Below are 25,443 nucleotides of genomic sequence, written 5' to 3' on the forward strand. Positions count from 1 at the left end.
GCTCTGTCTCATTCCATTCACCACAGGAGCCACGCATGCTGCATGACGATCTGAAGTCCGATCTCGATTCCCTGCTGCCCGGCCGCAGCACCGAGCAGGGCGCCTCGCGCCGCACCGCGCTGAAGGCCGCGCTGGGCGTCGGCTATGCGGCGGCCGCGCTGCCGATCGCGGCGCAGACCGCGGTCAAGACCTCGGCCGAGGGCCTGACGGCCGGCGAAATCAGCTTCGAGGTCAACGGCTTCAAGGTGCCAGCCTACCGCGCCGCGCCGGCCGGCAGGACCGGGCTGCCGGTGGTGCTGGTGATCCAGGAGATCTTCGGCGTGCACGAGTACATCGCCGACACGGCGCGCCGCTTTGCCAAGGCCGGGTACCTGGCCATCGCGCCAGAAATGTTCGCGCGCCAGGGCGACCCCGCACAGTACGGCGAGATCGCCAAGCTGCAGGCCGAGATCGTCTCCAAGGTGCCCGACGCGCAGGTCATGGCCGACCTGGACGCCGCCGTGCAGTGGGCCGGCGCCAACGGCGGCGACCTGTCCAAGGTCGGCATCACCGGCTTTTGCTGGGGCGGCCGCATCACCTGGCTGTACAGCGCACACAGCCCGAACGTGAAGGCTGGTGTGGCCTGGTATGGCCGGCTGGTGGGCACGGCCAGCGACATCACGCCGCGCCACCCGGTGGATGTGGGCGCGAAGCTGAACGGCCCGGTCCTGGGCCTGTACGGCGCGGCCGATACCGGCATTGCGCTGGACACCGTGGAGAAGATGAAGGGCGTGCTGGCGGGCGGCAACGCGGCGGCCAAGGCCTCGCAGTTCGTCGTCTACCCGGACGCGCCGCACGCCTTCCACGCCGACTACCGGCCCAGCTACCGCCAGGCGCCAGCCGAGGACGGCTGGAGGCGCGCGCTGGCCTGGTTCAAGGCCAACGGCGTGGGCTGATCAGCGCCTGCCCGCGCACCGAGGCCGCCTGTGCGCAAGCCCAGGCGGCCTTTGTCGTTCAGGAGCGGTGCGGGTTGCTGGGCCGGCGGTCGTGGCGGTTGGGCACGCCGTCACCGTCGCGGTCCCAGCGCGCGGGTCGGCCCCCGTGGTGGCCATGCCGGGCCTGCATGGGGTGGCCGTAGCGCCAGTCCTGCTGCTGGCGATGCGACGCGCGGCGATCGTCGTGGCGACCATGGTGGCCGTGCTGCGCGTGGTGGTGCAGTGCCTTGCGTTCGACATGGTGACGGTGGTCGTGGTGGCGGTTGCGCTTGTGCCCGTCGTCGTCGGCCAGGGCCGCGGGAGCGGCGCCACCCAGGAGGCCGGCCAGTGCCAGCGAGGCCAGGAGGAGGCTGCGATTGATCATGGAGTTGCTCGGTTGTTGTGGGAGCCTTCATTGTGGAAATGGCCCATGAAGCGCCCCACGCCGCGCTGCGAAGAGTTGTGAAGCGATTGCAAGCGTGCGCCACAAGTCGCAGGGCGACGTTGCGGGTGTGAGCGATCGTGCGGCAGCGCGCGGCCTCTTCCTACGGTTCCACGTGGGCAGGGACGACGACTCAACGCCGCAGCCTGCACCACCATGAAGTGGACGGGCCCAACGGGAGAGATCCCTGGGGCGATCTCAACACCATGCAAGGAGCATCACCATGGCAGCAGCAGAAGAACGGCACCAGAACCTCGATCCGATCACCGATGCACCCGGTGCACACCCCGTAGGGACGGGCGTCGGCGCGGCAGGCGGTGGCATGGCAGGAGCAGCCATCGGCGCCGTGGGTGGCCCGGTCGGTGCCGCCGTCGGCCTGGTGGCTGGCGCCGTGGTCGGCGGCCTGACCGGCAAGACCGTGGCCGAGCGCGTGAACCCGACCGCCGAGGAAGCCTACTGGCGCGAGAACTACACGCGTGAGCCCTACTACGAAGCAGGCCGCACCTACGACGACTACGCCCCCGCCTACGCCTACGGCTGGAGCACGCGCTCAGCCTACACGGGTGGCTTCGATCTGGCGGAAGCCGACCTGGCGCGCGAATGGGAGGGCCGGCGCGGTGCGTCCAGCCTGGACTGGGAGCAGGCGCGACCGGCGACGCGCGCGGCCTGGGACCGGGTCGACACCACTTATGGCGGCGGCGGTGCCTTCGACGCGGAACCCGTGAGCTATGGCGATGCGCTGGATGCGCTGGACGACCTGCTCAAGACGGCGCGCGACGGCGAAAAGGGCTTCAAGGAGTCGGCCGAGCACACGAAGACCAGCACGCTGGCGCAAACCTTCCTGCAGCGCTCACGCGAATGCGCGCGGGCAGCCGAGGAACTGGCGGCTGCGATCACGCAGTTGGGCGGCAAGGTCAACGACGGCGGCAGTGCCACCGGCGCGCTGCACCGCGGCTGGGTCAGCCTGCGTGGCAGCGTGGGCGCCCTGAGCGATCTGGCCATGCTGGAGGAGTGCGAGCGCGGCGAAGACACTGCCCTGGCACGCTACCGCAAAGCGCTGAAGCAGGACCTGCCCGCCGACATCCGCGCCATGGTGCAGCGGCAACTGGAAGGCGCGCAGCGCAACCACGACCAGATCAAGCAGCTGCGGGACGCCGAGCGCGCACGCGCCTGATCAGCCCCTGGCCACTGGCCGCGTAGGGTCGCTGCACCAGTCGCTCCAGCTGCCGGCATACAGGCCGGCGCGCGGCAGGCCTGCGATCTCCATCGCCAGCAAGTTCGGCACGGCGCTCACGCCGCTGCCGCACTGGTGCACGACGCCGGCTGGGTCGCGGCCAGCCAGTAGCGCATTGAACTCTGCGCGCAACTGGGCAGCCGGCTTGAAAAAGCCGTCGGCGCCCAGGTTCTCGGAGAACGGCCGGTTCAGAGCGCCCGGAATGTGGCCCGCCACTGGGTCGAGCGGCTCCGTCTCGCCACGGTATCGTGGCCCGGCGCGTGCATCGAGCACGGTCTGCTCCAAACCATCCAGGCCTTGCAGCACCTCGCCAGCTGCGACCAGGCGTGCGCCCGGCGGGCCCAGCTCGAAATTGGTTTGAAAATGCGCCGGCTCCTCGCGGTCCGTGACGGCGCCGCCGGCCGCCTGCCAGGCCTGCAGGCCGCCGTCCAGCACGGCGACTGCTTCATGGCCGGCCCACTTGAGCATCCACCACAGCCGGCCGCAATAGTTTGCGCCGTTGCGGTCGTACACGATGGCCTGCATGTCGTTGGCAAAGCCAACGCTGGACAGCCAGATCGCGAACTTCTCGCGGTTGGGCAGGGGGTGGCGGCCACCGGAGGCGGGGGTGTCGGCCTCATGGGCTGTCAGGGTGCCGCCAGCACCGGGCGCACCGTGCTTGGCGCTCAGGTGGCGGTCCAGGTCGGCATGCACGGCGCCGGGGATGTGCGAGGCCGCGTAGGCCAGGGCGCCGGCTTGCGGGCGCATCAGCTCGAAGCTGCAGTCGAACAGCATGTGGCGCTGGCCGCTGCGCTGCAGTTCCTGCAGTTGCGGCACCGAGATCAAGGTGGTGTACATGGGCAGTCGGGTGTGGTGGAACGCGCTGCCATTGTGTGCCGGGCGGCCGCTCAATGCTCCTCGGCCGGCGCCTTGGGCACGGCACGCTGGCGCAGCACTGTGGCTGCGATGCCGCTGGCGATGATCAGTGCCATGCCGACCCAGCCCGCGCCGTCGATGGCATCGCCGAACCACAACACGCTGTACAGGGCCGAGAACACGATGCCCGAGTACTGCAGGTTGGCCGCCACTAGCGTGCCGGCCTGGGTCTTGGCCCGGGCGTAGGCCCGCGTCATGCACAACTGGCCCAGCGCAGCCAGCACGCCCACGGGCAGGAGCCACAGCGCGTGGCGCCAGTTCCAGGGCGACACGCCGGTCGCCAGCATCCAGATGCCGCCGAACACGGCCGCACCCAGCGCGAAATAGAACACCGTGCGCGTTTCGGGCTCGCCGATCCGTGACAGCGCGATCACCTGCAGGTACGCGAAGGCCGCCGTCAGGCCGGACAGCAGGCCCATGATGGCGGCAAAGCCCTGGCTCTGGTTCACGTCGGGCTTGAGGATCAGCACCACGCCGACGAAGCCGACGACGACCGTCAGCGCCAGCGCGCCTTGTAGCGGCGGAAGCGGCATGCGGCCGTCGCGGCCCGGGATCGGCGCCCAGGCGAGCAGCGCGCCGCCGACCAGGAAGGTGGCGATCCAGATGCTGCTCATGTAGTTGAGCGTCATGGCCGCGGCCAGCGGCATGTGGGCGATGGCGTAGAACCAGGCGCCCAGCGACAGCGTGCCGATGATGCTGCGCCAGGCGTGCATGCCGGGGTAGCGCGTGGCCAGCGGCACACGCTGCTGGCGCGCCAGCGCGGCGATGAAGACCATGCCGATGGCGCCGCGCCAGAACACCAGCTCGGCGCTGGAGAACCAGTTCGATGCGATCTTCACGCACACGCCCATGGTGGCGAACAGAAACGCGGATGCCACCATCCAGAGGCCTTGCATGGTGTCTTCCTTGAGAAATCTGTTGTCGATGGCGCGCAGCCGGCCGCGCGGGCCGCAGGCGCCGGTTCAGGCGCAGTTGGCGAGGTTCAGGCGGCGAGGTTGCCCTGCAGCTGGCGCCGGTACCACTCGTGGAAGTGCTGCATGCCGTCTTCCATCGGGCTCTGGTAGGGGCCGACCTCGTTGTCGCCGCGCGCCAGCAGGGCCTTGCGGCCCGCGTCCATGCGCAATGCGATCTCGTCGTCTTCGACGCAGGTTTCCATGTAGGCGGCCTGCTGCGACTCGACGAACTCGCGCTCGAAGGCGGCGATCTCCTCGGGGTAGTAGAACTCCACCGTGTTCAGTGTCTTTTGCGGCGAGATCGGATGCAGCGTGGACACGGTCAGCACATGCGGATACCACTCGACCATCACGGTCGGGTAGTAGGTCAGCCAGATCGCCCCATGGCGCGGCGGCTGGCCGTCCCGGTAGGCCAGCAGCGCCTGCTGCCAGCGCTGGTAGGCGGGGCTGCCGGCCTTGCCCAGGCGGTTGGCCACCCCCACGGTCTGCACCGAGTGGTGGTCGCCGAACTCCCAGCGCAGGTCGTCGCAGCTCACGAAGCCGCCCAGGCCGGGGTGGAACGGGCCGACGTGGTAGTCCTCCAGGTAGACCTCGATGAACGTCTTCCAGTTGTAGTCGCACTCGTGCAGCTCGACGCGGTCGAACACGTAGCCGTCGAAGTCCAGGTCGGCGCGCGGCCCCAGGCGGGCCAGCTCGGCCGCGACGCGGCCCGCGGGGGCGCCCTCGAACAGCAGGCCGTTCCAGTTCTGCAGCGGGTAGTTGTGCAGGTTCAGGCAGGGGTCCTGCGCGAAATGTGGCGCGCCCAGTAGCGTGCCCGCCGGGTTGCCGTGGCCGCCGCTGTAGGTCCAGCGGTGCAATGGGCAGACGATGTTGCCGCCCGCGCTGCCGCTCTGCGTCTGCTGCAGCGAGCCGCGGCCCTTCAGGATCAGCGCCTGGCGGTGCCGGCACACGTTGGAGACGAGTTCGACGCCGCCTGGCGTGCGCACGAGTGCGCGGCCCTCCCGTTCTTGCGGCAGCGCGTGGTAGTCGCCCACATGGGGCACCAGGAGTTCATGCCCCACGTAGCGGGGCCCGCGCTGGAAGATGGTGTCCATCTCACGACGAAACAGGGCTTCGTCGAAATAGCTGGAAACGGGGAGTTGGCTTGTGGCCTGCTGAAATTGAAGACTTAAATCAGACATGCATGTCCTGACCTAGAGACTCCCCCTATGAAGGGGCAGGGTAGGCGCCTGTTCCTCAGGGCGCCATGGCGGCCGTTGGTATGCGCGGGAAGGGTGAACCGGCGGTGCCGCCGAGGCTCCTTTCGAAAGCGTTGCCGCTTGCAGGAAAAAGGGAGGCGCGATTGTAGCCGCGGGGCATGGCCGTCCGCGGCGCAGGGAAACGTTTGGCGACGCGCCTAAAATCGCGCGCTTCGCCATCCGATTGCACCGCTTGCCCATGCCCAAGGCTTCCGCCTCGTCCACCCCTTTAGCGCCCGCGCCCAATGCACCGGCCAGCTACGAGGCAGCCCTGCAGGAACTCGAGGCCCTGGTGGGCCAGATGGAGTCTGGCCAGATGCCGCTCGACGGCCTCATGACGGGCTACCAGCGCGGCGCCGAGCTGCTGCAGTTCTGCCGCGGCAAGCTCGACGCGGTCGAGGAGCAGATCCGCGTGCTGGACCAGGGCGTGGCCAAGCCATGGAGCGGCGAATGAGTGCCCGGTTCGATCTGTCGGCCTGGAGCACCGAGGCGCTGGAGCGTGTGGAGCGCGCGCTTTCGGGTTGGGTGGCGCCCGAGCAGGCAGCCGCGCCGGAGGCAGACAGCGGCTGGGCCGTGCTCGGCCACGAGGCACCGGCCGCGCTGCGCGAAGCCATGCGCTATGCCGTGCTGGATGGCGGCAAGCGGCTGCGCCCGCTGCTGGTGCTGGCCGCACGCCAGGCCATCGCCACGGGCGAGTCGCCTTCCGTGACCGCCGCGCTGGACGATGCTGCATTGCGCGCGGCCTGCGCAGCCGAACTGATCCATGCCTATTCGCTCGTGCACGACGACATGCCGTGCATGGACAACGACGTGCTGCGCCGCGGCAAGCCCACTGTCCATGTGCGCTTCGGCGAGGCCCAGGCCCTTTTGGCCGGCGACGCGCTGCAGGCGCTGGCTTTCGAGTTGATCACGAGCGAGCAGTCGGGCGCGCCAGCCACCGTGCAATCGTCGCTGTGCCGCCAGCTGGCACGTGCGGCGGGCTACGACGGCATGGCCGGCGGACAGGCCATCGACCTGGCCAGCATCGGCCTGGCGCTGTCCGAGGAGCAGCTGCGCGGCATGCACCGGCTCAAGACCGGCGCGTTGCTGTGCGGCAGCGTGATGATGGGCGCGACCTGCCGCGATCCCGCGCGTGCCTGCAGCAACGCCGTGTTGCAGGGCCTGGCGGGCTATGGCGCCGCGCTGGGCCTGGCCTTCCAGGTCGTGGACGACATCCTCGATGTCACGGCCGACTCGGCCACCCTGGGCAAGACTGCGGGCAAGGATGCCGCGCAGGACAAGCCCACCTATGTATCGGTGCTGGGCCTGGCGCGTTCGCAGGCCTACGCGCAGGAATTGCTGGCGCAGGCCCTCGCTGCGCTGGACAGCACCGATCTGCCCGATACCCGGGCCTTGCGTGCGCTGGCGGACATGGTCGTGAACCGATCGAGCTGAGCCGCAGCGCACTACGGAGAAGAGATTTCATGGCGACATCGAACGCATCGGCCTACCCGCTGCTGGACAGCATCAACGATCCCGCGGACCTGCGCCGCCTGGCCCGGGCCGACCTCAAGCCCCTGGCCGACCAGCTGCGGGCCTACGTGCTCGACAGCGTGTCGCAGACCGGCGGCCACCTGAGCTCCAACCTGGGCACGGTGGAGCTGACCGTGGCGCTGCACTACGTGTTCAACACGCCGGACGACCGCCTCGTCTGGGACGTGGGCCACCAGACCTACCCGCACAAGATCCTGACGGGCCGGCGCGACCGCATGGGCAGCCTGCGCCAGCTCGGCGGGCTGTCGGGCTTCCCGATGCGCTCGGAGAGCCGCTACGACACCTTCGGCACCGCGCACTCGTCGACCTCGATCTCGGCCGCGCTGGGCATGGCCATGGCCGCCAAGCAGCTCGGCGAGGACCGCCGCTCGGTGGCCATCATCGGCGACGGCGCGCTGTCGGCCGGCATGGCCTTCGAGGCGCTGAACAACGCCGGCGTGTGCGACTGCAACCTGCTCGTCATCCTGAACGACAACGACATGAGCATCAGCCCGCCCGTGGGCGCGCTGAACCGCTATCTGGCGCAGCTCATGAGCGGGCATTTCTACGCCGCCGCCAAGAACGTCGGCAAGCAGGTGCTCAAGGCTGCGCCGCCGCTGTTCGAGCTCGCCAAGCGGCTGGAGCAACATGCCAAGGGCATGGTCGTGCCGGCCACGCTGTTCGAGCAGTTCGGCTTCAACTACATCGGCCCGATCGATGGCCACGACCTGGAGTCGCTGATCCCCACGCTGGAGAACATCCGACAGCTCGAAGGCCCGCAGTTCCTGCATGTGGTGACCAAGAAAGGGCAAGGCTACAAGCTGGCCGAGGCCGACCCCGTGGCCTACCACGGGCCCGGCAAGTTCGACCCGCGCGTGGGCCTGACCAAGCCCGCGACACCCGGCAAGCCGACCTTCACGCAGGTGTTCGGCCAGTGGCTGTGCGACATGGCCGAGCGTGACCCGCGCCTGGTGGGCATCACGCCGGCCATGCGCGAGGGCTCGGGCCTGGTGGAGTTCGAAAAGCGCTTTCCCAAGCGCTACTACGACGTGGGCATCGCCGAGCAGCATGCCGTGACCTTCGCCGCGGGCCTGGCCTGCGAAGGGCTCAAGCCCGTGGTCGCGATCTACTCGACCTTCCTGCAGCGCGCCTACGACCAGCTGATCCATGACGTGGCGCTGCAAAAGCTGCCCGTGGTGTTCGCGATCGACCGCGCGGGCCTGGTCGGTGCCGACGGCGCCACGCACGCTGGCGCCTACGACATTCCGTTCCTGCGCTGCGTCCCGAACATGGGCATTGCCTGCCCGGCCGACGAGGGCGAGTGCCGCGCACTGCTGTCCACGGCCTACGAGCAGGACCACCCCGTGGCCGTGCGCTACCCGCGTGGCGCCGGCGCGGGCGTGGTGCCCGCGGCCTCGCTGCAGTCGCTGCCCTATGGCAAGGGCGAGGTGCGGCGCATGGCCAAGGCCGGCCCGGGCCGGCGCATCGCGATCCTCGCGTTCGGCACGCTGCTGTACCCGGCACTGGCCGCTGCGGAAAAGCTCAACGCCACGGTGGCCAACATGCGCTGGGCCAAGCCTGTGGACCAGGAGCTGCTGCTGCAGCTGGCCGCCGACCACGACGCGCTGGTCACGTTGGAAGAGGGCGCCATCATGGGCGGCGCCGGCAGTGCCGTGGCCGAGGCGCTCAACGCGGCCGGCGTGGTCAAGCCTGTGCTGCAACTGGGCCTGCCGGACCGCTTCATCGAGCACGGCGACCCGGCCAAGCTCATCGCGCTGCAGGGCCTGGATGCGGACGGCATCGAGCGCGCCATCGTGGAGCGTTTTCCCGCGCTCGTCGAGCAGGCGCAGGCCGCGCTGAAACTCGTCGCCTGACCCTGCGCTACGCAGGGTTGCGCAGGGGTAAACCCGGGCGGATCGCCCGACACCGCTTCTTACAATCCGGCGCTGACTTCGGTCCCCGTTTCTCCAAAAGGGAAGCGGGTTTTTTATTAGATCTTCGGAGAGTTTTTCAATGGATCGTCGTTCCGTTATCAAGAATGCAGGCATTGCGGGTGTGCTGGCTGCCGGCATCGCGCCGGCCGTGCACGCGCAGGCAGCCGTGCGCTGGCGCCTGGCCTCCAGTTTCCCCCGTTCGCTGGACACCATCTTCGGCAGTGCCGAAATGCTGTCCAAGACCGTCAAGGCCCTGTCCGGCGGCAAGTTCGAGATTTCGGTGCATCCGGCCGGCGAGCTCATGCCCGCCTTCGGTGTGGTCGACGCACTGCAGGGCGACAACATCGACATGGCCCAGACCGCAGCCTACTACTTCACCGGCAAGGACCCGATCTTCGCGTTCAGCTGCGCCGTGCCCTTCGGCTTGACCACGCGCCAGAACACGTCGTGGAAGGACCACGGCAACGGCCGCAAGCTCCTGGACGCCTTCTTCGCGCAGTACAACTTCAAGACGGCCAGCGCCGGCAACACCGGCACGCAGATGGGCGGCTGGTACCGCAAGGAAATCAAGACCGTGGCCGACCTCAAGGGCCTGAAGATGCGCATGGGCGGCGGCGTGTTCGGCGAAGGCATGGCCAAGCTGGGGGTGGTGGCGCAGAACATGCCGGCCGGCGATGTCTACCAGGCGCTGGAGAAAGGCACGCTCGATGCGGCCGAGTTCGTCGGTCCCTACGACGATGCCAAGCTGGGCTTCAACAAGGTCGCCCCGTACTACTACTACCCCGGCTGGTGGGAAGGCGGCGCCGACCTGGAGTTCTTCATCAACTTGAAGAAGTTCAACGCGCTATCGGACGAGAACAAGGCCATCCTGAACGCGGCCATGGCCGTTGCGGCCACCGACATGACGGCCAAGTACGACGCCTTCAACCCCGTCGCGATCAAGAAGCTGGTGGCCGAGGGCACCAAGCTCGTGGCTTTCCCCAAGGCCGTGATCGATGCCGGCTTCAAGGCCTGCATGGAGGTGTTCGCCGAGCACGAAGCCAAGTCGGCCGACTTCAAGAAGATCCACCAGGACATGCGCGCATTCCAGCGCGACCAGATCCTGTGGAACCGCTTCTCCGAATTCCCGTTCAACCAGTACATGAACGGCGTGAAGATCTGAACTTCAGGCACCCATGAGAAAGCCGCGCACTGCGCGGCTTTTTCGTTGGTGCCGGCGCCGCATGGCGCCGGTGCCGAGGGTCAGGGCTTGGACTGCTTGAGCGCTTCCTGCATGGCCTTCATCGGGTCGTCGTCGCCTTCGGCCGCGCTCCCGGCGGGCGCATCGCTGGCGGCCCCGGAGGGCTCCTGCGCAGGCTTCTCATCGGCGCCATAGCCGCCATCGGAGCCGTAACCGCCGTCGCCCTTGCTGTCGCTGCCGCTGTCGGGGCTCAGCCCTTCGCGCATCTGGTCGCCAATGGCCTTGAGGTCATAGGTCTGCGCCTTGTCCAGGCTGCCCGTGACCAGGTTGGGGAAGGCGATCATCACGCCCACCATGCACAGCTGGATCAGCAAAAACGGGATCGCGCCCTTGTAGATCTGCATGGTCGTGACCGGGTCCATCACCTTCTTGGTCACGCGATCCACGTAGGGCTTGTCCGGCGCCACGGAGCGCAGGAAGAACAGCGCGAAGCCGAACGGCGGGTGCATGAACGAGGTCTGCATGTTCATGGCCAGCAGCACGCCGAACCAGATCAGGTCGATGCCCAGCTTGTCGGCCACAGGCGCCAGCAACGGCACCACGATGAAGGACAGCTCGAAGTAGTCCAGGAAGAATGCCAGGAAGAACACCAGCACGTTGACGAAGATCAGGAAGCCCACCTGGCCACCGGGCAGGGCGGCCAGCAGGTGCTCCACCCAGATCGGGCCGTCGGCGGCCTGGAACACCAGGCCGAAGACCGTGGCGCCGATCAGGATGAACATCACGAAGCTGCCCAGCTTGGTGGTGCTGGCCAGCGCCTGCTTGAGCAGCGACAGGCCCAGGCGCCCGCGCGCCCAGGCCATCACCAGCGCACCGATGGCGCCCATCGCGCCGCCCTCGGTGGGCGTGGCCACGCCCAGGAAGATGGTGCCCAGCACCAGGAAGATCAGCAGCAGCGGTGGGATCAGCACGAAGGTCACGCGCTCTGCCAGTCGCGACAGAAGGCCGAGCCTGGTGAACTTGTTGAAGAGCGCGATCAGCAGCGCCACCGTGGCGCCGCCGCACATGGCGACGACCACCTTCTCGTCGGTGGCGACCGAGGTGACCTCCTCGCCGAGCCACCAGCTATGCACCTCGGGCATGTGCCGGGCCAGGAACACCGAGACCAGGAACGAGATCACCATCAGCACCAGGAGCGAGGGGTAACCGCCGCTGCCGTTGGGCTCGCGGTACACGCGCGCCTCGGGCGGCAGCGCCGGCACGCTGGCCGGCTTGAAGATCGCCAGCGCGGCGATGTAGAGCACATAGCAGCCCACCAGCATGAAGGCCGGCACGAAAGCGCCCTTGTACATGTCCCCGACGCTGCGGCCGAGCTGGTCGGCCATGATGATCAGCACCAGGGACGGCGGGATGATCTGCGCCAGCGTGCCCGAGGCTGCGATCACGCCGCTGGTGAATTTGCGGTCATAGCCGTAGCGCAACATGATGGGCAGCGAGATCAGGCCCATGGAGATGACCGAGGCCGCGACCACGCCCGTGGTGGCAGCCAGCAGCGCGCCGACGAAGACCACCGCCAGGGCCAGGCCGCCGCGCATCGGGCCGAACACCTGGCCCACGGTGTCGAGCAGGTCCTCGGCCATGCCGCTGCGCTCCAGAATCAGCCCCATCAGCGTGAAGAAGGGCACGGCCAGCAGCGTGTCGTTGGCCATGATGCCGATCAGCCGTTGTGGCAGCCAGGCCAGCACGGAGGCGGGGAACACCCCGAGCTCGATCCCGATGATGCCGAAGGTCAGGCCGCAGGCGCCCAGGCTGAACGCCACCGGAAAGCCAAGCAGCAAAAAGCAGATCAGCCCCGCGAACATGATCGGGGCGAAGTTGGTGGTGATGAATTCCATCGAGGTCGTCTCCGGCGCGCTCAGCGGGCCACGGCAGGGGTTTCGGCGGCCGCGGCCAGCTCGCGCTGGCGCAGGATGTCGGCCAGCTCTTCTTCAGCGGTCTTCTCGCCGGCCTTCACCGTCGGGTCCGGCCCTTTGCCGCCAAGAAAGGCAATGCGCTTGATGAGCTCGGACCAGCCCTGCAGCATCAGCAGGCTGAAGCCGAGCGGCAGGGCCAGCCACACCGGCCAGCGGATCAGGCCGCCGGGGTTGCCCGACATCTCGCCGCTCTGGTACTGCTGGATCGTCATCGGCACGGTGTAGTACAGCACCAGCAGGCACAGCGGCGTCAGGAACAAGGCGAAGCCCACGATGTCGATCCAGATCTGAGCCTTCTTGGGCAGGCGGCTGTTCAACACGTCGATGCGCACATGCTCGCGGTTCAGCAGCGTGAAACCCGCTGCGAGCAGGAAAGACCAGGCGAACAGATACCACTGGACTTCGAGGTAGGCGTTGGAACTGGTATTGAACACCTTGCGCACCACCGCATTGATGGCGCTGATGGCCGTGGAGGCCAGGATCAACCAGATCACCCACTTGCCGACCTGGGCGTTGAGCCAGTCGATGGCCCGCGATAGCTTTAACAAGCCTTGCATGTCTTCCTCTTTGTGTTGGGTGCCTCCGATACGACTGCACCCGACACACCAGCGTTGTGCGCCAGCGGGGTCGGGTGCGTGAGGCGGGCGGATTTTATAGGCGAGGGCGGTGCTGTCTTCGGGGCGTACCCTGGGGTCGGTCGATGGCCGCGCACCATAATCGGCCCATGCCCGCCAGCCCTCTTGCACCCGACATGCCTGCGCGTGCCGGTGATGCGCTGCACACGCCGGCGGTGCGCCATGCGGGGCCCGATGTCCTGTCCCTGGCGCTCATGGATGCGCGCAACCGGGTGCTGCAATGGCTGGCCTTGTGCGAAACCGCGGCGACGGCGCGCGGCGAGGCGCTCACGGCCACACCGGGCGATGTGCTGTGGTTGGCCGGCCATGCGGGGTGGTTCGCAGAGTTCTGGATCGGACGCAACACGCAGCGTTACCAGGGCCCGGCCTGTCCGGCGCGGCCGCTACGCCTGGCTTCCACAGAAGCCTGTGCAGACGACTGGTGGGGCGACACGGCGCATGGCGCAGCACGCCGGCCCTTGCCGGACGCCGCAACGACGCGCGCCTTCCTGCTCGAACAACTCGAAAGCACGCTGGAACTGCTGGGCAAGGCGCCGCAGGACGACGCAGGGCTTTATTTCTATCGGCTGGCCCTCTTGCACGAGGACCTGCGCAGCGAAGACATGCTGGCGCAGGCCCAGCGCTGCGGCATGCACGTGCCTTTCGCCGCGCGCGAGCAGGGGCGGTCCCTGCCGGCGCTGTCGATTCCGGGGACGCGCTGGTCGCCGGGCGCGGTGCCGGGCGGCTTCGTCTTCGACAACGAGCAATGGAGGCACGAAGTCGAGCTGCCTGAATTCGAGATCGATGCGCAGCCCGTGAGCTGGGCTCAGTTCGTGGAGTTCGTGGACGACGGTGGCTACGACAGGCCGCAATGCTGGCACCCCGAGGGCTGGGCCTGGCTGCAGCAACTCGCGCAGGGCGATGGGCGCCGCGGGCCGCGCTATGTTGAGCAGATCGGCGGGGCCGGCGGTGCGGTGCTGCAGCAGCGCTTCGGCCGGCCTGTGCGCCTGGCCGGCCATCAGAGCGCCATGCACGTGACCTGGTGGGAGGCCGATGCCTGGTGCCGTTGGGCCGGGCGCCGGCTGCCGGCCGAGGTGGAGTGGGAATGCGCAGCCGTCACGGCCGCACGGCGCGGCTTCGACTGGGGGCAGGTGCACGAGTGGACGGCTGGCACCCTGCGGCCCTGGCCGGGCTTTTCGCCTGGGCCCTGGGCGGACTACAGCCAGCCCTGGTTCGGGCGCGCGCGCGTGCTGCGCGGTGCGTCGTTCGCGACGCGTGGCCGGCTGCGCGACGCGCGCTTCAGAGGCTTTGCGGACCCGGCCGACGACCTGCGCTTCGTCGGGTTCCGCAGTTGCGCGGCCTGATCAGGGCTTGGCAGCCGGTGCGGGCGCACCAATGGCCGCTTCCAGGCGCTTGCGGATCGCCTGGTCCAGCACCTTGAGCTTGGGCTCGATCACGCCGCGGCTGTCCTGCACCAGCCGCTCGTTCAGCGGGCGCAGCATCTCGTCGGTGGACTGCTGGTACTTGCGAAAGACCGGTGACTCCAGCAGGTCGACCAGTTGCTTGAGCTCGGACTCCGAGAACTTGGCATCGAGCACCGCGCCGGTCACCGTGGGGTGCAGCTTCAAGGCCTGCTCGCGCAGCACGGCGGTGGCTTCGTCGACGTACTGGCGCAGGTCGCCCTGGATGTCCTTGATGACGGCCTCGCGCTTGTCCACCGGCACGCGCTGCTGGATGACGACGGCAGCCTGCTGCATCATGGCCGCGGCAGGCCGCTCGCCCAGCGCACGGGCCTGCGCCTCGATCACGGGGCGTTGCTGCTGCAGGATCTTGGCCACGAGTTCCTTCTTGGCAGCAGATGATTCGGCGTGGGCCAGCGTGCAGCTGGCGGCCAGCAATGCGGCGGCGAGGACTTTGTTCAAGAGCGTCTTTCAGGAGGGGAGGAAGAGGGCGCCATCATCCCATGGCGCGCGGGGGCGCCAGTATCGCCTGCCGTGCGTGAGGCCTCAAGCCGCGCCCCGGTGCGCCGCCAGCGCCGCGACGATCTCGGGCAGCAGCCGGTCCGGGCCGGCCTCGCGCACGCCCAGTTCCAGGTTCTGCAACACCGCCTGGGCGACGGCCTGCACAGCCCCGGCCTCTTCGGCCATGGCGTTGTAGTAGCCCAGGTCCTTGCATGCGTTCGACAGCGAAAAGCGCAGGCCCGAGGCGTCCTGCGCCGTGATGTAGGGGCGCAGCCGCTCCAGAGCCGCGCCGCCGCCGCCGCCCTTGGCCAGCACGTCGACGAAGACCTCGGGTGCCACGCCGGCGCGCTGCGCGCAGGCCGCCGCCTCGGCCAGCAGCGTCACGAAGCCCAGCGACACATAGTTGTGCAGCAGCTTCATGCGGTGGCCGGCGCCGACCGGCCCGGCGTGCGTGATGTTCTCGGCAAAGCAGGCCAGCAGCGGCCGGCATTCGGCGAACAGCGCGTCGTCGCCGCCGACCAGCAGGTTGAGCCGGCCCTCGTGCGCCTCCTTGGGCGTGCGCGTCATCGGCGCGTCCAGGAAGCGGCCGCCGGCTGCGACCACCGCCTCGGCCACGCGCTCAGTGGAGGACGGCACGGCCGTGGAGCAGTCGATCACCACGCTGCCGGGTCGCAGGCCCTGCAGTACACCGTCGTCGCCCAGCAGCACGGCCTCGACCTGGGGCGTCCCGGTGACGCACAGGATCACAATGTCCGAGCCGGCGGCCAGAGCCCGGGCGCTCGTGGCGGTGGTGACGCCGGCTGCCTCGAGCTCGTCCAGCGGCTGGTTGCCCGCATGCTCGAGCACCGTGAGCGGATAGCCGTGCCTGGCGATGTTGCGCGCAATGCCGTGGCCCATCATGCCGATGCCGACCATGCCGATCTTGTGTTTCATGGAGACTGTCCTTCGCTCTGGGGTGGGGTTGAAAAATTGTCTGGCATATTGCGCCGACATCGAAAGACTGGAGACATATGCCCATCTACGACATCGCCACCATCGAGGGCGACGGCATCGGCCCCGAGGTCTGCCGCTCGGCCGTGAACGTGCTCAGCCAAGCCTGCGGCGCCACGCTGCGCTTCACGCAACTGGACGGCGGCGCCGCGCACTATGTGAAGACCGGCGCCGTGCTGCCCGACGACACCTTCGCCGCCTGCCGCTCCATGCACGCCATGCTGCATGGCGCGGCCGGCCTGCCGGGCGTGACGTATCCGGACGGCACCGAGGTCGGCAACGACGTGCACCTGCAGCTGCGTTTCAGGCTCGACCTGTTCGCCAACGTGCGGCCGATCCGCCTTTACGCGGGCGTGCAGTCGCCGCTGGCGGGCTTTCCGCCCGGCCGTATCGACTACGTCATCGTGCGCGAGAACACCGAGGGCCTGTACGCCAGCCGCGGCGCGGGCGTGAACCTGCGCGGCGAGGTGGTGACGGACACCCTGGTCGTCACGCGCAAGGGCACCGAGCGCGTGGCCCGCTTCGCGTTCGAACTCGCGCGCCGGCGCAGCGGGGCGCCGCGCGACGGCCAGCGCCGCGTGACCGTCTGCGACAAGGCCAACATCCTGCGCAGCTACGCGTTCTTTCGCGCCGTGTGCGACGAGGTCAAGGCCGGCTACGACGACGTGGCGATCGACTACGCCTACGCCGATGCGATCACCGTGCACATGCTCAAGAAGCCCGACTTCTACGACGTGATCGTGGCCGAGAACATGTTCGGCGACATCATTTCCGACCTGGGCGCGGGCACCGTGGGCGGGCTGGGCATCGCGGCCTCGGCCGAGCTCGGCGAGCGACATGGCCTGTTCCAGGGCGCGCACGGCTCGGCGCCCGACATCGCGGGCCAGAACCTGGCGAGCCCGGTCGCCACCGTGCTGTCGGGCGCGTTGATGCTGCGCTGGCTGGGCGAGCAGCATGGCGATGAGTCGCTGCGCGCGGGCGCCGACCGGGTCGAACAGGCGGTGGAGGCCGTGCTGGCCGCGGGCCAGATCGTGCCGCGCGACCTGGGTGGCAGCGCCAGCTGCAGCGAGATGACCGAGGCGATCTGCCGGCGCCTGCGCTGAAGTCAGGTTTTGCCGCGCAGGCCCTGTTCCTGCGCGATGCGCTGGTACATGACGTTGGAGCGCGTGAGGTGCGCGCGCATCGCGGCGTCGGCCGCATCGCCGTCGTGCGCCGCGATCGCGTCCACGATGCGCTGGTGTTCGGCCAGCGTCAGCTGCTCGGCGCCCGGCGCCCGCACCATGGCCTGGTAGTAGTCGCTGCCCCAGCGGAAGATGGCCTCGACCACGGCCGTGAAGATCGGGTTGCCGCTGATGCGCGCGATCTCGCGGTGAAAGGCCATGTCGCGGTCCACGAACTCGCTGAGCTGCGCCAGCGAGGCGGCCTGCGCATCCAGCCGCTGCTGCAGCAGCGCCACGTCCTCGGGCGTGGCCAGCGCGGCGGCCATGCGCGCGGTGCCGGCTTCCAAAAAGATGCGCGCGTCTTTCATGTGCTCCAGCGTGTCGGGCTGCATGCTCAACAAATGGCGCGCGCCGCTGCCGATCTGGCGGATCAGGTCGTCTGCCGTGGGCACCACCACGCGGGCGCGCTCGCCGTGCGAGATCTCCACGATGCCCGAGCGCTCCAGCGCCTGCAGCGCCTCGCGCACGGCGGGCCGGCCCACGCCGTACTGGTCCATCAGCTCGCGCTCGGGCGGCAGCTGGTCGCCGGGGCGGATCTCGCCGCTCTCGATGCGGGCCATCAGGCGGTCGACGACCTCCTGGTAGAGCTTGCGTTTCTGGATCGGGCCGGTGGCGGTCATGCGGGCTGCGCGGGCGGGCGAGGGCGGGGGAACGGGGGCCGGCCATTATCCGGGGGGCGGTGGCGCCACCCCGTCGCGCGCGGCAGCGAAGAAATCGGGGCCGCCGAGCTGGCCGCCCTTGAGCACGATCTGTAGCCCGTCGCGGCGCGCGTCGGCCGACCAGGCGCGGCACAGCGGCGCGCCAGGCGCCAGGCTGGCGGCCACCGTCAAGGCCTGGATGCCGAGCGCCGCTGCCACCTCGCCCGAGCTGTCGCCGCCTGCCACCGCGATGCGGCGCAGCGCGGGCGTGCGTTCCAGCAGCCGGCGCATCACGCGGGCCAGGGCCTCGCCCGTGCGGCGCGCGGCCTGCTCGCGCGTGAGGCCGGCGCGCCGGGCGGTGGCGTCGAAGTCGCGCACCGCCGGGTCGTCCGGCCCCTGCGCCGTGTAGACCAGCAGGCTGCGGCCCTGCGCCAGCGCGGCGCTGGCCGCGGAGACGGCGCGTTCGATCTCGGCGTCTTCGCCCGCACCGAACAGTTGCGCCAGGTCGAGCCGCAGCGTGTCGAAACCTTGCTCCGCAGCACGCGCGATCTGCCGCGCCGTGACGGGCGAGCAGCTGCCGCTGACCGCTGCGATGGCGCCGGCCGACGTGGCAACGGGCAGGGCGGCCGGCTCCGGCAGCAGCCCGGCCGCGCGCCAGTACGCCGCCAGCGCGTATTGCAGGCCCGACGACGAGGCGCTGAACACGCCCGCGCCGCGCTGTTCCCAGACCAGCCGGCCGGCTTCGCGCAAGGTGTCCTCGTCCAGCACGTCCACCAGCACGATGGGCGCGGCCTGCGCCACCGCGCAATGGCTTGCCAGCACCTCTGCCCCACGGCAGGCCTTGAGCTGCGTGAAGTCCACCAGCGCGCGCGGGCGCTCGGTCTGCGCGCCCAGGTGGCGGGCGAGGTCCGCCTCGGCCATGGGCGTGACCGGGTGGCGCGACATCGTGGGGTGCCGGTCCAGCCGGTGGCCCCGGCCGTCCACCACGGCGAACAGATTGCCGAACGCCTGGTAGCGCCCCAGCCGCGGCGCGCCGACCACCATGGGCGACCAGCTGCCTGGCATCAGCGGCACGCCCAGGTCGATGGCGCGGCCAATGGAGCCGATGGCGGGCGAGGAATCGAAGGTGGAGCACACCTTGTACTGCAGCAGCGGCGCGCCCAGGGCGGCCAGCGACTGCAGCGCGGGCTGCAAATGCAGGTCCATCCAGGCCGGGTCGCGACCGCGCGAGGTGCCGGCCAGGCCCACGCAGCGCACATCGGGGAAGCGCGCGAGCGCCGCCGCGTCGGGTGGCTGCAGGAACAGCACGGTCGCCACGCCGGCCCGCGTGAACGCCTCCAGCACATCCGTGGAGCCCGTGAAGTCGTCGCCGTAGTAGGCGAGCAGCAGGCCATCGGGCAGGGCAGTCGCGGCCATCACCAGCTCCCCAGCGCCGCCTGCAGTTCCGGGTGCTGCGCGGCATGCGTGGCCAGCGGCACGCCGGCCATGGCCGCGTCCCAGGCCTGGCGCATGGCGGCCACGCCGGCGCGGATGCCGCCGGGGTGCCCCAGGATGCCGCCGCCGGCCGCGTGGATCAGATCGCAACTGCCGACCTGCTGGTAGGTGGGCGCGGCCTGCAGCCCGGTCTGGCCCGAGCTGAACACCGGCATGGCCGCCATGGGCTGCTCGTCGAAGGCCGGCGTCAGCACGGCGCGCGCGGCGGCGACCACGCTGGCGTCGGGCTCGCTGAACTTGTTGGCCAGGCCGTTCACGTGCAGGTGGTCGGCACCGGCCAGGCGCCAGAACAGCTGCCAGGGCGCGTAGTCCCAGCCCAGCGCGGCGCAGCGCGACAGGTAGCCCCACCCGGCGCGGTGCGCGTGGATGGGCAGCTGCGTGTGCTTGCGCAGCGCCAGCAAACCGGCCAGGCCGATGGAGTTCAGGCAGACCATCACGCAGGTGCCGCCCAGCGCCAGCACCAGGTCGTGCCGGGCGCGCATCTCGTCCAGGTCGCCCGTGATGTTGAACGCGACCATGGCCTTGCGGCCGGTGCGCGCGGCGGCGTCGTGCACCACCTGCATGACGGCGCGGGCGCGCTCGTCGAACGGGCAGTGCGGGCCGTCGGCCTGCAGTTCGTCGTCCTTGATGAAGTCGATGCCGCCCTCGACCAGCAGGCGCACGGTCTCGGCCGTCTGCGCAGGCGACAGGCCCACGCTGGGCTTGATGATGGTGCCGATCAGCGGCCGGCCGTGCACGTCCGCCAGTGCACGCGTGCCGGCGATGCCGAAGGCCGGGCCGGGTGACGCGGTGGCGAATTCCTGGGGTAGTCGCAGCCCCAGCAGCCGCAGCCCCGAGACCTGGCGCAGCTCGAACAGGTTGCCGGCCACCGTGGCCATGAGGTTGGGCAGCGACGGGCCCATGTTGTCGAGCGGCCACGACAGATCGAGGTGGCAGCGCGTGTAGCGGCTGCTGGCCATGCCGCCGGGCAGGCTGGGGCGGTCGCTGTGGTCGATCACGTCGAGCCGCTCGACGCGCGCGCCGGCGCGGGCCTTGAGCTCCGGCGTCTCGCCGGGCACGGCGGTGAAGGTGCCGCTGGACTGCTCGCCTGCGATGACCTCGGCGGCGCGCTGCGGGTCGTCGCCGGTCTCCAGCCAGTAGCGGGCGTGGATGCGGCCGTCGGCCGATGCGAAGCTGGTGGGCATGCTGGATTCCCCGTTCATTTGAAGCCCAGCGCACGCGGCATCCAGGTGGACAGCGCGGGCACGAAGGTCAGCAGCACCAGCACCACGCCGTGCGCCCACAGGAAGGGCACGAGCTCGCGCACCAGCGGCCCCATGGGCACCTTGGACACGTTGGCCGTCACGAACAGCAGCCCGCCCACGGGCGGCGTGATCATGCCCAGCGTGAGGTTGAAGATCACGACCATCGCGAAGTGCACCGGGTCGATGCCCAGCTTGATCGCCACCGGCGCGAGGATGGGCACCAGCACCATCACGCCCGGCAGCGGCTCGATGAAGATGCCGAACAGCAGCAGGAAGATGTTCACGAGGATGAGGAACATCCACGGCGACAGGCTCATGCTCACCAGCCACTCGGCCAGCTGCTGCGGAATGCCCTCGATGGTCAGCACCCAGGCGAACGCCGACGACAGGCCGATGATGATCAGCACCGACGCGCTGAGCAGGGCCGAGCGCGACAGGATGTCGGGCAGCGCTTTCCACTGCAGCGTGCGGTAGACGAACTTGCCGCAGACCAGCGCATAGAACACCGCCACCACCGAGGCCTCCGTCGGCGTGAACCAGCCCGCGCGCATGCCGCCCAGGATCACCACCGGCAGCAGGATGGCCGGCAGCGCGCGCCAGGTGGTGGCCAGGATTTCGGGCAGCGAGGGCAACTGCCCGTCGCCCCTGTAGTTGCGCTGCTTGGAGACGCGGTAGTTCACCACGCACATCGCGACGGCGATCAGGATGCCCGGCAGGATGCCGGCCACGAACAGCGCGCCGACCGAGACCGTCTCGTCCTGCAGCGCGTAGATGATCATGGTGATGGACGGCGGAATGATCGGGCCCACGATGGCGGTGGAGGCGGTGAGCGCCGCGGCGTACGGGCGGTCGTAGCCGGCCTTGTCCATCATGCGGATCAGCATGGAGCCAGGCCCCGCCGCGTCGGCCAGCGCCGAGCCGGAGATGCCCGAGAAGAAGGTCAGCGACACCACGTTCGTGTAGCCCAGCCCGCCGCGCTTGTGGCCCACGAACTGGCCGGCGAAGCGCAGCAGCACCTCGGTCAGCGAGCCGCCGCTCATGAGTTCGGCCGCCAGGATGAAAAAGGGCACGGCCATGAGCGGGAAGCTGTCCATGCCCGTGAAGGTCTCCTTGAGCAGCACCATGAGCGGATAGTTTTCGGCCAGGATCAGCGTGGCGGCCGTCGCCAGCCCCAGTGCGAAGGCCACGGGCACGCCGATGGCCAGGAAGATGCAGGCCGAGGTGATGAGGACGACGGCGGCGTTCATAGAGAGGCACTCGCCGTGGCATCGAAATGCTCGTCTGACGCGAAGCGGCGCGCCTGCACGTAGCCGCGCACGATGAGCGCGAAGTGCACGATCAGCAGCAGCCCGCCGAACATCATGGCGCTGTAGATGTAGGCGAACGGGATCTGGGTGACCGGGGTCTGCTGGAACATGGTGCGCTGCATGTAGAGCCAGCCGTACCAGACCATGAACCCGAAGAACGCGAACAGCAGCGCGGCCACCAGCACGCGCACCGCCATGCCGCCGCCACTCGGAAGCGCGTCCTGCAGGTTCTCCACCGCGATGTGGCCGCCGTAGCGCAGCACCGGGCCTGCGCCCAGGAAGGTCAGCCAGATCATCATGTAACGCGCCACCTCCTCGGCCCATTCGAGCGAGGCGTTCGTGGCGTAGCGCATCACCACGTTGGTGAAGATGATGACCGACATGGAGGCCAGCAGCAGGATCAGCGCCCAGCGGTTGGCGGCGAGGAAATAGCGTTCGAAGGTGGGCATGCGCGCGCGGTGTTCAGCAGGTTGGCCCGGCGCGGGCGGCGCGCCGGGGCGGGGCGCACAGCCTCAGCGCACGTCCTGGATCTGCTTGATCCTGTCCGCGCCGAACTCCTTGGCGTAGGCGACGTAGGCGGGCTTGAGCGCCTCCTGGAACGCAGCCTTGTCCACGTTGCGCACGACCTGCATGCCTTCCTTTTCCAGGAGCGCGACGCCGGTCGCGTCGTCCTCGTCCACCTTCTTGCGCTGCGCCACCACGCTCAGGCGGGCCGCGTCCTGGAACACCTTTCGGTCAGCCGCGCTGACCTTGTCCCACAGCCTGTTGGACACCATCAGCAGCGCGGGCGAGTACACGTGGCCGGTCAGCGACAGATACTTCTGCACCTGCGAGAACTTGGCCGTGGTGATGATGGGGATGGGGTTCTCCTGCCCGTCCACCGTGCCCTGCTGCAGCGCACCGAACACCTCGGGGAAGGACATGGGCGTGGGCATCATGCCGAAGGTGCGGTAGCCGTCCATGTGCACCTTGTTCTCCATGGTGCGCACCTTCAGGCCCTTGGTGTCCTCGGGCTTCATGATGGGGCGTTTGCTGTTGGTGATGTGGCGAAAGCCGTTCTCCGTCCAGGCCAGCGCAATCAGGTTCTTGGAGGGGAACTTGGTCAGCAGGTCCTGCCCGATGGGGCCGTCGAATACCTTGCGCGCATGGTCGTAGTCGCGAAACAGGAAGGGGATGTCCACCACCTTGATCTCGGGCACGAAGTTGCCGACCGGGCCGGTGGAGGTGATCACGGCGTCCTGCGTGCCCAGCTGCACCGACTCCACCATCTCGCGCTCGCCGCCCAGCGCCGAGCTGGGGAACTGCTGGCACTTGTAGCGGTTCTGCGTGTTCTTCTCGACCTCGGCGCAGAAGGTGGTCGCGCCCACTGAATAGTGCGAGCCCTGGGCAGGCGTATAGCCGATCTTGATGGTGGTCTGCGCCTGGGCGCCGGCGGCGAGCAGGGCGAGGGTGGCGGCGAGGGCGGGGCGGGTCAGATGCAGATGGGGCATGGGTGTCTCCTTGGCTGTTGTTGGCGAATGAAAGGGCTCAGGTGATGCGGCGGATGCTCTCGGCGATCTCGTCGCGTTCGAAGACACCCTTCCAGTCGTCCCGCATGAGCCTGGGCTTGCCGAAGGTGATGGCCTTGTTACAGGCGTCGGAGAACTGGCCCGGTATCTCCTTGAAGATCACGGCCGACAGGATGGTCATGTGGCCCAGCAGGAAGTCGCGTGCCGCATCGGCCGGCACGCCACGGCTGACCACCTCGTCCATGGCCTCGCGCATCACGTCCAGCAGCGTGGCGCAGACGGTCTCCGACAGGCCAGGCTCCAGCAGCGCCATCTGCTCCACCGTCACGCGGTAGCTGCGCAGGATGGGCGCATAGATGGTCTTGGCGATCTCTTCGCCCAGGTCGAAGTCGGCCGGGCTGCCCTGCATCAGCGCGCTCACGACGGACTGCGGCGCGTGGCCACCGCCGAAGAAGTCGGGCGCGCCGTCCTTGCGCAGGTCGGCGCTGAAGATCGGCGGGTGGCAGGGGTGGGCCACGAAGTACACCAGGTCGGCGCGCTCGGGCAGGTGGCCGGCGAAGGGCGCGGCAGCGTCCAGCAGCATGACCATGGTGCCGCTCGCCAGGCGCGGCGCGATCGCATGGGCGATCTTGCCGATCAAGGTGTCGGGCACGGCCAGGATCACGACCTGCGCGCCGTCCAGCGCCGCGGCCTCGTCCACGCACTCGATACCGGCCTCGTCGCGCAGCCGCTTGCGGCCCACTTCGCCCACCTCCACATGGCGCACCTGGAAGCGCGAACCCTGGAGGTTCTTGGCCAGGCGTACGCCCATCTTTCCGCCTGCGCCGAGCAGGGCAATCGTCGTTGTCATCGTGTCTCCGCCACCAGTGAAATAGTGACCTGATGGTATGATGACTAGGTCACGATCAGGTCAGCGCTTTCCCTATCCAGGGTATTCCCGAATCAAAAAATCAGCGCCGTCCGAGCTTGCGGTAGACCGTGGCCCGGCTGATGCCCAGGCGCCGAGCCGCCAGCGCGACGTTGCCGCGCGCATCGGCTACCGCCTTGCGGATCAGGTCGCTCTCCACTTGTTTGAGCGGCTGGGCGGTGCTGTCCACGCGGCCCCGCGCTCCCACCGCTTGCACCCACAGCCGCAGGCCGGACCATAGCGGCGCCTCCACGGGCCGGCCGCTGGCGTGTGCGTCGAACAGCGCCGCCTCGGGCATGGCGAACAGCGTGCTGGCGTGCTGGGCCGTGCCCGGCATCGGCGGCAGGGCCAGCATGTCGCGTGCGCCGGGGTTGGCGGCCACCACGCAGCCCTCGGCATCCAGTGCCAGCAGGCCGTCGGCATCGCCACCCAGGTGCGCGCCATGCCAGTTCAGGCGCAGCAGCAGCGCATGGGGCCGGGCCAGCACAAGCGCGTTCTCGATGCTGCGCGCCGCCTGGGCGGCCAGGTGCTTGAGCTCGGGCCGCTCGGCCACGTCGATGCCGGTCAAATCCAGCATGCCGGCGCTGTGGCCATCGGGGCCGCGCAGGGGCGCGCCGGCGCAGCTGTAGGCGCCGGTGTCGGCAAAGAAATGCTCGGCGCGGTGCAGCCAGACCGGCTGCTGCTCGATCAGCGCCGCGCCGATGGCCGTGGTGCCCACGCGTGCTTCGGACAGATCGGTGCCCGCGCGCGTGATCAGCGTGGCGCGACGGTCGTCGCGGTCGATGGCGCCCAGCGCGTCCACCACCACGCCGTCGGCATTGGTCAGGATCGGAAAGTAGCGTGTCTGCGCCAAGGCGCGGGCCAGGTGCTCCAGCACGGGGCGCGCCACGCGGGCCAGGTGGTGGTTGGCCTCGGCCGCGGCGCGTGCGCGGGCCGGCGACACGGCGTCGAAGTCCAGCCGCTGTTCGGGCCGGTGGCCATGCGCCATGCAGCGCTGCCACGAGCGTTCGATCCAGGGCGCGACGAGGCCGCCCGACGCCGCCAGTTGCCGGCCCAGCACCTGCTCGCGTGCACGCTGGACGCGCTCGGCGCGGTCGCGCGATGCAGGGGTGGTGGGCAGCAGCATGGTCATCGTGAGGGCCGCGGGATTGTGCGCCAGCGCGGGGCGCTGTTTCATTTTGAGAATTTCAATCCCGCGCGTGCGCCGTCTAGGGTTTCGCCTAGGT

The 25,443-nt window shown here is 69.3% G+C and carries 24 protein-coding genes; 8 read left to right on the top strand and 16 right to left on the bottom strand.

The features are described 5' to 3' along the window. Positions 1 to 35: 35 nt before the first annotated feature. The gene (locus ASF43_RS03690) at positions 36 to 935 is read left to right on the top strand and encodes a dienelactone hydrolase family protein (RefSeq protein WP_056176765.1); all 900 of its coding nucleotides are present in this window, start codon (positions 36 to 38) and stop codon (positions 933 to 935) included. A 58-nt stretch (positions 936 to 993) separates the two neighbouring features. Here ASF43_RS03690 and ASF43_RS30375 read toward each other — a convergent pair whose 3' ends face one another. Beyond that, positions 994 to 1,338 carry a hypothetical protein gene (locus ASF43_RS30375; protein WP_056176767.1) on the bottom strand — a complete coding sequence of 115 codons (345 nt, stop codon included), beginning with the start codon at positions 1,336 to 1,338 and terminating at the stop codon, positions 994 to 996. Positions 1,339 to 1,618: 280 nt separating this feature from the next. Between ASF43_RS30375 and ASF43_RS03700 the strand changes: the two genes are divergently transcribed. Next, positions 1,619 to 2,569 (top strand): PA2169 family four-helix-bundle protein, encoded by a 951-nt coding sequence (locus ASF43_RS03700; protein ID WP_056176770.1) that lies wholly within the window; start codon positions 1,619 to 1,621, stop codon positions 2,567 to 2,569. Here ASF43_RS03700 and ASF43_RS03705 read toward each other — a convergent pair whose 3' ends face one another. From ASF43_RS03705 to ASF43_RS03715, 3 genes are all read right to left on the bottom strand, one after another. Continuing rightward, entirely contained in the window at positions 2,570 to 3,466 is an 897-nt protein-coding gene (locus tag ASF43_RS03705) for a sulfurtransferase (RefSeq protein WP_082497567.1), read from the bottom strand. A gap of 50 nt (positions 3,467 to 3,516) precedes the next feature. Beyond that, positions 3,517 to 4,440 (bottom strand): DMT family transporter, encoded by a 924-nt coding sequence (locus ASF43_RS03710; protein ID WP_056176772.1) that lies wholly within the window; start codon positions 4,438 to 4,440, stop codon positions 3,517 to 3,519. An 86-nt stretch (positions 4,441 to 4,526) separates the two neighbouring features. Further along, positions 4,527 to 5,678, bottom strand: coding sequence for an aromatic ring-hydroxylating dioxygenase subunit alpha (locus tag ASF43_RS03715; protein WP_056176773.1), 1,152 nt, complete (start codon positions 5,676 to 5,678; stop codon positions 4,527 to 4,529). A 256-nt stretch (positions 5,679 to 5,934) separates the two neighbouring features. On the opposite strand from ASF43_RS03715, the gene xseB reads away from it, so the two are divergent. From xseB to ASF43_RS03735, 4 genes are all read left to right on the top strand, one after another. Beyond that, on the top strand, positions 5,935 to 6,189 hold the full coding sequence (gene xseB, locus ASF43_RS03720; RefSeq protein WP_056176776.1) for an exodeoxyribonuclease VII small subunit: 255 nt from the start codon (positions 5,935 to 5,937) through the stop codon (positions 6,187 to 6,189). After that, complete coding sequence (locus ASF43_RS03725; RefSeq protein ID WP_056176779.1) at positions 6,186 to 7,169, top strand: polyprenyl synthetase family protein; 984 nt, start codon at positions 6,186 to 6,188, stop codon at positions 7,167 to 7,169. Before xseB ends, ASF43_RS03725 begins: the two co-directional genes overlap by 4 nt. A gap of 29 nt (positions 7,170 to 7,198) precedes the next feature. Further along, positions 7,199 to 9,121 (top strand): 1-deoxy-D-xylulose-5-phosphate synthase, encoded by a 1,923-nt coding sequence (gene dxs, locus ASF43_RS03730; protein ID WP_056176781.1) that lies wholly within the window; start codon positions 7,199 to 7,201, stop codon positions 9,119 to 9,121. 139 nt (positions 9,122 to 9,260) lie between these two features. Then, entirely contained in the window at positions 9,261 to 10,343 is a 1,083-nt protein-coding gene (locus ASF43_RS03735; protein WP_056176784.1) for a TRAP transporter substrate-binding protein, read from the top strand. Positions 10,344 to 10,423: 80 nt separating this feature from the next. Here the strand turns inward: ASF43_RS03735 and ASF43_RS03740 are convergent, their stop codons facing one another. Together ASF43_RS03740 and ASF43_RS03745 are read right to left on the bottom strand one after the other, a co-directional pair. Then, a complete protein-coding gene (locus tag ASF43_RS03740) occupies positions 10,424 to 12,256 on the bottom strand; it encodes a TRAP transporter large permease subunit (protein WP_056176787.1) in 1,833 nt (610 codons plus the stop codon). A 20-nt stretch (positions 12,257 to 12,276) separates the two neighbouring features. Further along, complete coding sequence (locus ASF43_RS03745) at positions 12,277 to 12,891, bottom strand: TRAP transporter small permease subunit (protein WP_056176790.1); 615 nt, start codon at positions 12,889 to 12,891, stop codon at positions 12,277 to 12,279. Between the two features lie 167 nt (positions 12,892 to 13,058). Between ASF43_RS03745 and ASF43_RS03750 the strand changes: the two genes are divergently transcribed. Beyond that, positions 13,059 to 14,312, top strand: a complete 1,254-nt coding sequence (locus ASF43_RS03750; RefSeq protein WP_082497568.1) for an SUMF1/EgtB/PvdO family nonheme iron enzyme — start codon at positions 13,059 to 13,061, stop codon at positions 14,310 to 14,312. Here the strand turns inward: ASF43_RS03750 and ASF43_RS03755 are convergent, their stop codons facing one another. After that, on the bottom strand, positions 14,313 to 14,870 hold the full coding sequence (locus tag ASF43_RS03755; RefSeq protein ID WP_056176796.1) for a hypothetical protein: 558 nt from the start codon (positions 14,868 to 14,870) through the stop codon (positions 14,313 to 14,315). Between the two features lie 84 nt (positions 14,871 to 14,954). After that, on the bottom strand, positions 14,955 to 15,842 hold the full coding sequence (locus ASF43_RS03760) for an NAD(P)-dependent oxidoreductase (protein ID WP_056176798.1): 888 nt from the start codon (positions 15,840 to 15,842) through the stop codon (positions 14,955 to 14,957). Between the two features lie 77 nt (positions 15,843 to 15,919). On the opposite strand from ASF43_RS03760, the gene ASF43_RS03765 reads away from it, so the two are divergent. Further along, a complete protein-coding gene (locus ASF43_RS03765; protein WP_056176801.1) occupies positions 15,920 to 17,002 on the top strand; it encodes an isocitrate/isopropylmalate dehydrogenase family protein in 1,083 nt (360 codons plus the stop codon). A 2-nt stretch (positions 17,003 to 17,004) separates the two neighbouring features. On the opposite strand, the gene nanR is transcribed toward ASF43_RS03765, so the two are convergent. From nanR to ASF43_RS03805, 8 genes are all read right to left on the bottom strand, one after another. Continuing rightward, positions 17,005 to 17,739, bottom strand: a complete 735-nt coding sequence (nanR, locus tag ASF43_RS03770) for a transcriptional regulator NanR (protein ID WP_082497569.1) — start codon at positions 17,737 to 17,739, stop codon at positions 17,005 to 17,007. Positions 17,740 to 17,784: 45 nt separating this feature from the next. Beyond that, complete coding sequence (gene oiaK, locus ASF43_RS03775; RefSeq protein WP_056176803.1) at positions 17,785 to 19,173, bottom strand: 3-oxo-isoapionate kinase OiaK; 1,389 nt, start codon at positions 19,171 to 19,173, stop codon at positions 17,785 to 17,787. Further along, entirely contained in the window at positions 19,173 to 20,435 is a 1,263-nt protein-coding gene (locus tag ASF43_RS03780) for a ribulose-bisphosphate carboxylase large subunit family protein (protein ID WP_056176806.1), read from the bottom strand. Before ASF43_RS03780 ends, oiaK begins: the two co-directional genes overlap by 1 nt. Positions 20,436 to 20,449: 14 nt before the next feature. Next, entirely contained in the window at positions 20,450 to 21,742 is a 1,293-nt protein-coding gene (locus tag ASF43_RS03785) for a TRAP transporter large permease (protein ID WP_056176809.1), read from the bottom strand. After that, entirely contained in the window at positions 21,739 to 22,251 is a 513-nt protein-coding gene (locus ASF43_RS03790; protein ID WP_056176811.1) for a TRAP transporter small permease, read from the bottom strand. The genes ASF43_RS03785 and ASF43_RS03790 overlap by 4 nt, the downstream gene beginning before the upstream one ends. 63 nt (positions 22,252 to 22,314) lie before the next feature. Next, positions 22,315 to 23,292: a TRAP transporter substrate-binding protein gene (locus ASF43_RS03795; RefSeq protein WP_056176814.1), complete on the bottom strand. Its 978-nt coding sequence runs from the start codon at positions 23,290 to 23,292 to the stop codon at positions 22,315 to 22,317. Positions 23,293 to 23,329: 37 nt separating this feature from the next. Further along, positions 23,330 to 24,160 carry a phosphogluconate dehydrogenase C-terminal domain-containing protein gene (locus tag ASF43_RS03800; protein WP_056176819.1) on the bottom strand — a complete coding sequence of 277 codons (831 nt, stop codon included), beginning with the start codon at positions 24,158 to 24,160 and terminating at the stop codon, positions 23,330 to 23,332. A 100-nt stretch (positions 24,161 to 24,260) separates the two neighbouring features. Continuing rightward, positions 24,261 to 25,394: a helix-turn-helix domain-containing protein gene (locus ASF43_RS03805; RefSeq protein ID WP_235578114.1), complete on the bottom strand. Its 1,134-nt coding sequence runs from the start codon at positions 25,392 to 25,394 to the stop codon at positions 24,261 to 24,263. Between the last annotated feature and the right edge of the window lie 49 nt (positions 25,395 to 25,443).

The organism is Pseudorhodoferax sp. Leaf267 (assembly GCF_001422405.1).
GTDB lineage: Bacteria > Pseudomonadota > Gammaproteobacteria > Burkholderiales > Burkholderiaceae_C > Pseudorhodoferax.

Excerpts from the sequence above, each read along its gene's own strand:
- ASF43_RS03690 (WP_056176765.1), top strand. The coding sequence starts at position 36 with ATGCTGCATGACGATCTGAAGTCCGATCTCGATTCCCTGCTGCCCGGC.
- ASF43_RS30375 (WP_056176767.1), bottom strand. The coding sequence starts at position 1,338 with ATGATCAATCGCAGCCTCCTCCTGGCCTCGCTGGCACTGGCCGGCCTC.
- ASF43_RS03700 (WP_056176770.1), top strand. The coding sequence starts at position 1,619 with ATGGCAGCAGCAGAAGAACGGCACCAGAACCTCGATCCGATCACCGAT.
- ASF43_RS03705 (WP_082497567.1), bottom strand. The coding sequence starts at position 3,466 with ATGTACACCACCTTGATCTCGGTGCCGCAACTGCAGGAACTGCAGCGC.
- ASF43_RS03710 (WP_056176772.1), bottom strand. The coding sequence starts at position 4,440 with ATGCAAGGCCTCTGGATGGTGGCATCCGCGTTTCTGTTCGCCACCATG.
- ASF43_RS03715 (WP_056176773.1), bottom strand. The coding sequence starts at position 5,678 with ATGTCTGATTTAAGTCTTCAATTTCAGCAGGCCACAAGCCAACTCCCC.
- xseB (WP_056176776.1), top strand. The coding sequence starts at position 5,935 with ATGCCCAAGGCTTCCGCCTCGTCCACCCCTTTAGCGCCCGCGCCCAAT.
- ASF43_RS03725 (WP_056176779.1), top strand. The coding sequence starts at position 6,186 with ATGAGTGCCCGGTTCGATCTGTCGGCCTGGAGCACCGAGGCGCTGGAG.
- dxs (WP_056176781.1), top strand. The coding sequence starts at position 7,199 with ATGGCGACATCGAACGCATCGGCCTACCCGCTGCTGGACAGCATCAAC.
- ASF43_RS03735 (WP_056176784.1), top strand. The coding sequence starts at position 9,261 with ATGGATCGTCGTTCCGTTATCAAGAATGCAGGCATTGCGGGTGTGCTG.
- ASF43_RS03740 (WP_056176787.1), bottom strand. The coding sequence starts at position 12,256 with ATGGAATTCATCACCACCAACTTCGCCCCGATCATGTTCGCGGGGCTG.
- ASF43_RS03745 (WP_056176790.1), bottom strand. The coding sequence starts at position 12,891 with ATGCAAGGCTTGTTAAAGCTATCGCGGGCCATCGACTGGCTCAACGCC.
- ASF43_RS03750 (WP_082497568.1), top strand. The coding sequence starts at position 13,059 with ATGCCCGCCAGCCCTCTTGCACCCGACATGCCTGCGCGTGCCGGTGAT.
- ASF43_RS03760 (WP_056176798.1), bottom strand. The coding sequence starts at position 15,842 with ATGAAACACAAGATCGGCATGGTCGGCATCGGCATGATGGGCCACGGC.
- ASF43_RS03765 (WP_056176801.1), top strand. The coding sequence starts at position 15,920 with ATGCCCATCTACGACATCGCCACCATCGAGGGCGACGGCATCGGCCCC.
- nanR (WP_082497569.1), bottom strand. The coding sequence starts at position 17,739 with ATGACCGCCACCGGCCCGATCCAGAAACGCAAGCTCTACCAGGAGGTC.
- oiaK (WP_056176803.1), bottom strand. The coding sequence starts at position 19,173 with ATGGCCGCGACTGCCCTGCCCGATGGCCTGCTGCTCGCCTACTACGGC.
- ASF43_RS03780 (WP_056176806.1), bottom strand. The coding sequence starts at position 20,435 with ATGCCCACCAGCTTCGCATCGGCCGACGGCCGCATCCACGCCCGCTAC.
- ASF43_RS03785 (WP_056176809.1), bottom strand. The coding sequence starts at position 21,742 with ATGAACGCCGCCGTCGTCCTCATCACCTCGGCCTGCATCTTCCTGGCC.
- ASF43_RS03790 (WP_056176811.1), bottom strand. The coding sequence starts at position 22,251 with ATGCCCACCTTCGAACGCTATTTCCTCGCCGCCAACCGCTGGGCGCTG.
- ASF43_RS03795 (WP_056176814.1), bottom strand. The coding sequence starts at position 23,292 with ATGCCCCATCTGCATCTGACCCGCCCCGCCCTCGCCGCCACCCTCGCC.
- ASF43_RS03800 (WP_056176819.1), bottom strand. The coding sequence starts at position 24,160 with ATGACAACGACGATTGCCCTGCTCGGCGCAGGCGGAAAGATGGGCGTA.
- ASF43_RS03805 (WP_235578114.1), bottom strand. The coding sequence starts at position 25,394 with ATGAAACAGCGCCCCGCGCTGGCGCACAATCCCGCGGCCCTCACGATG.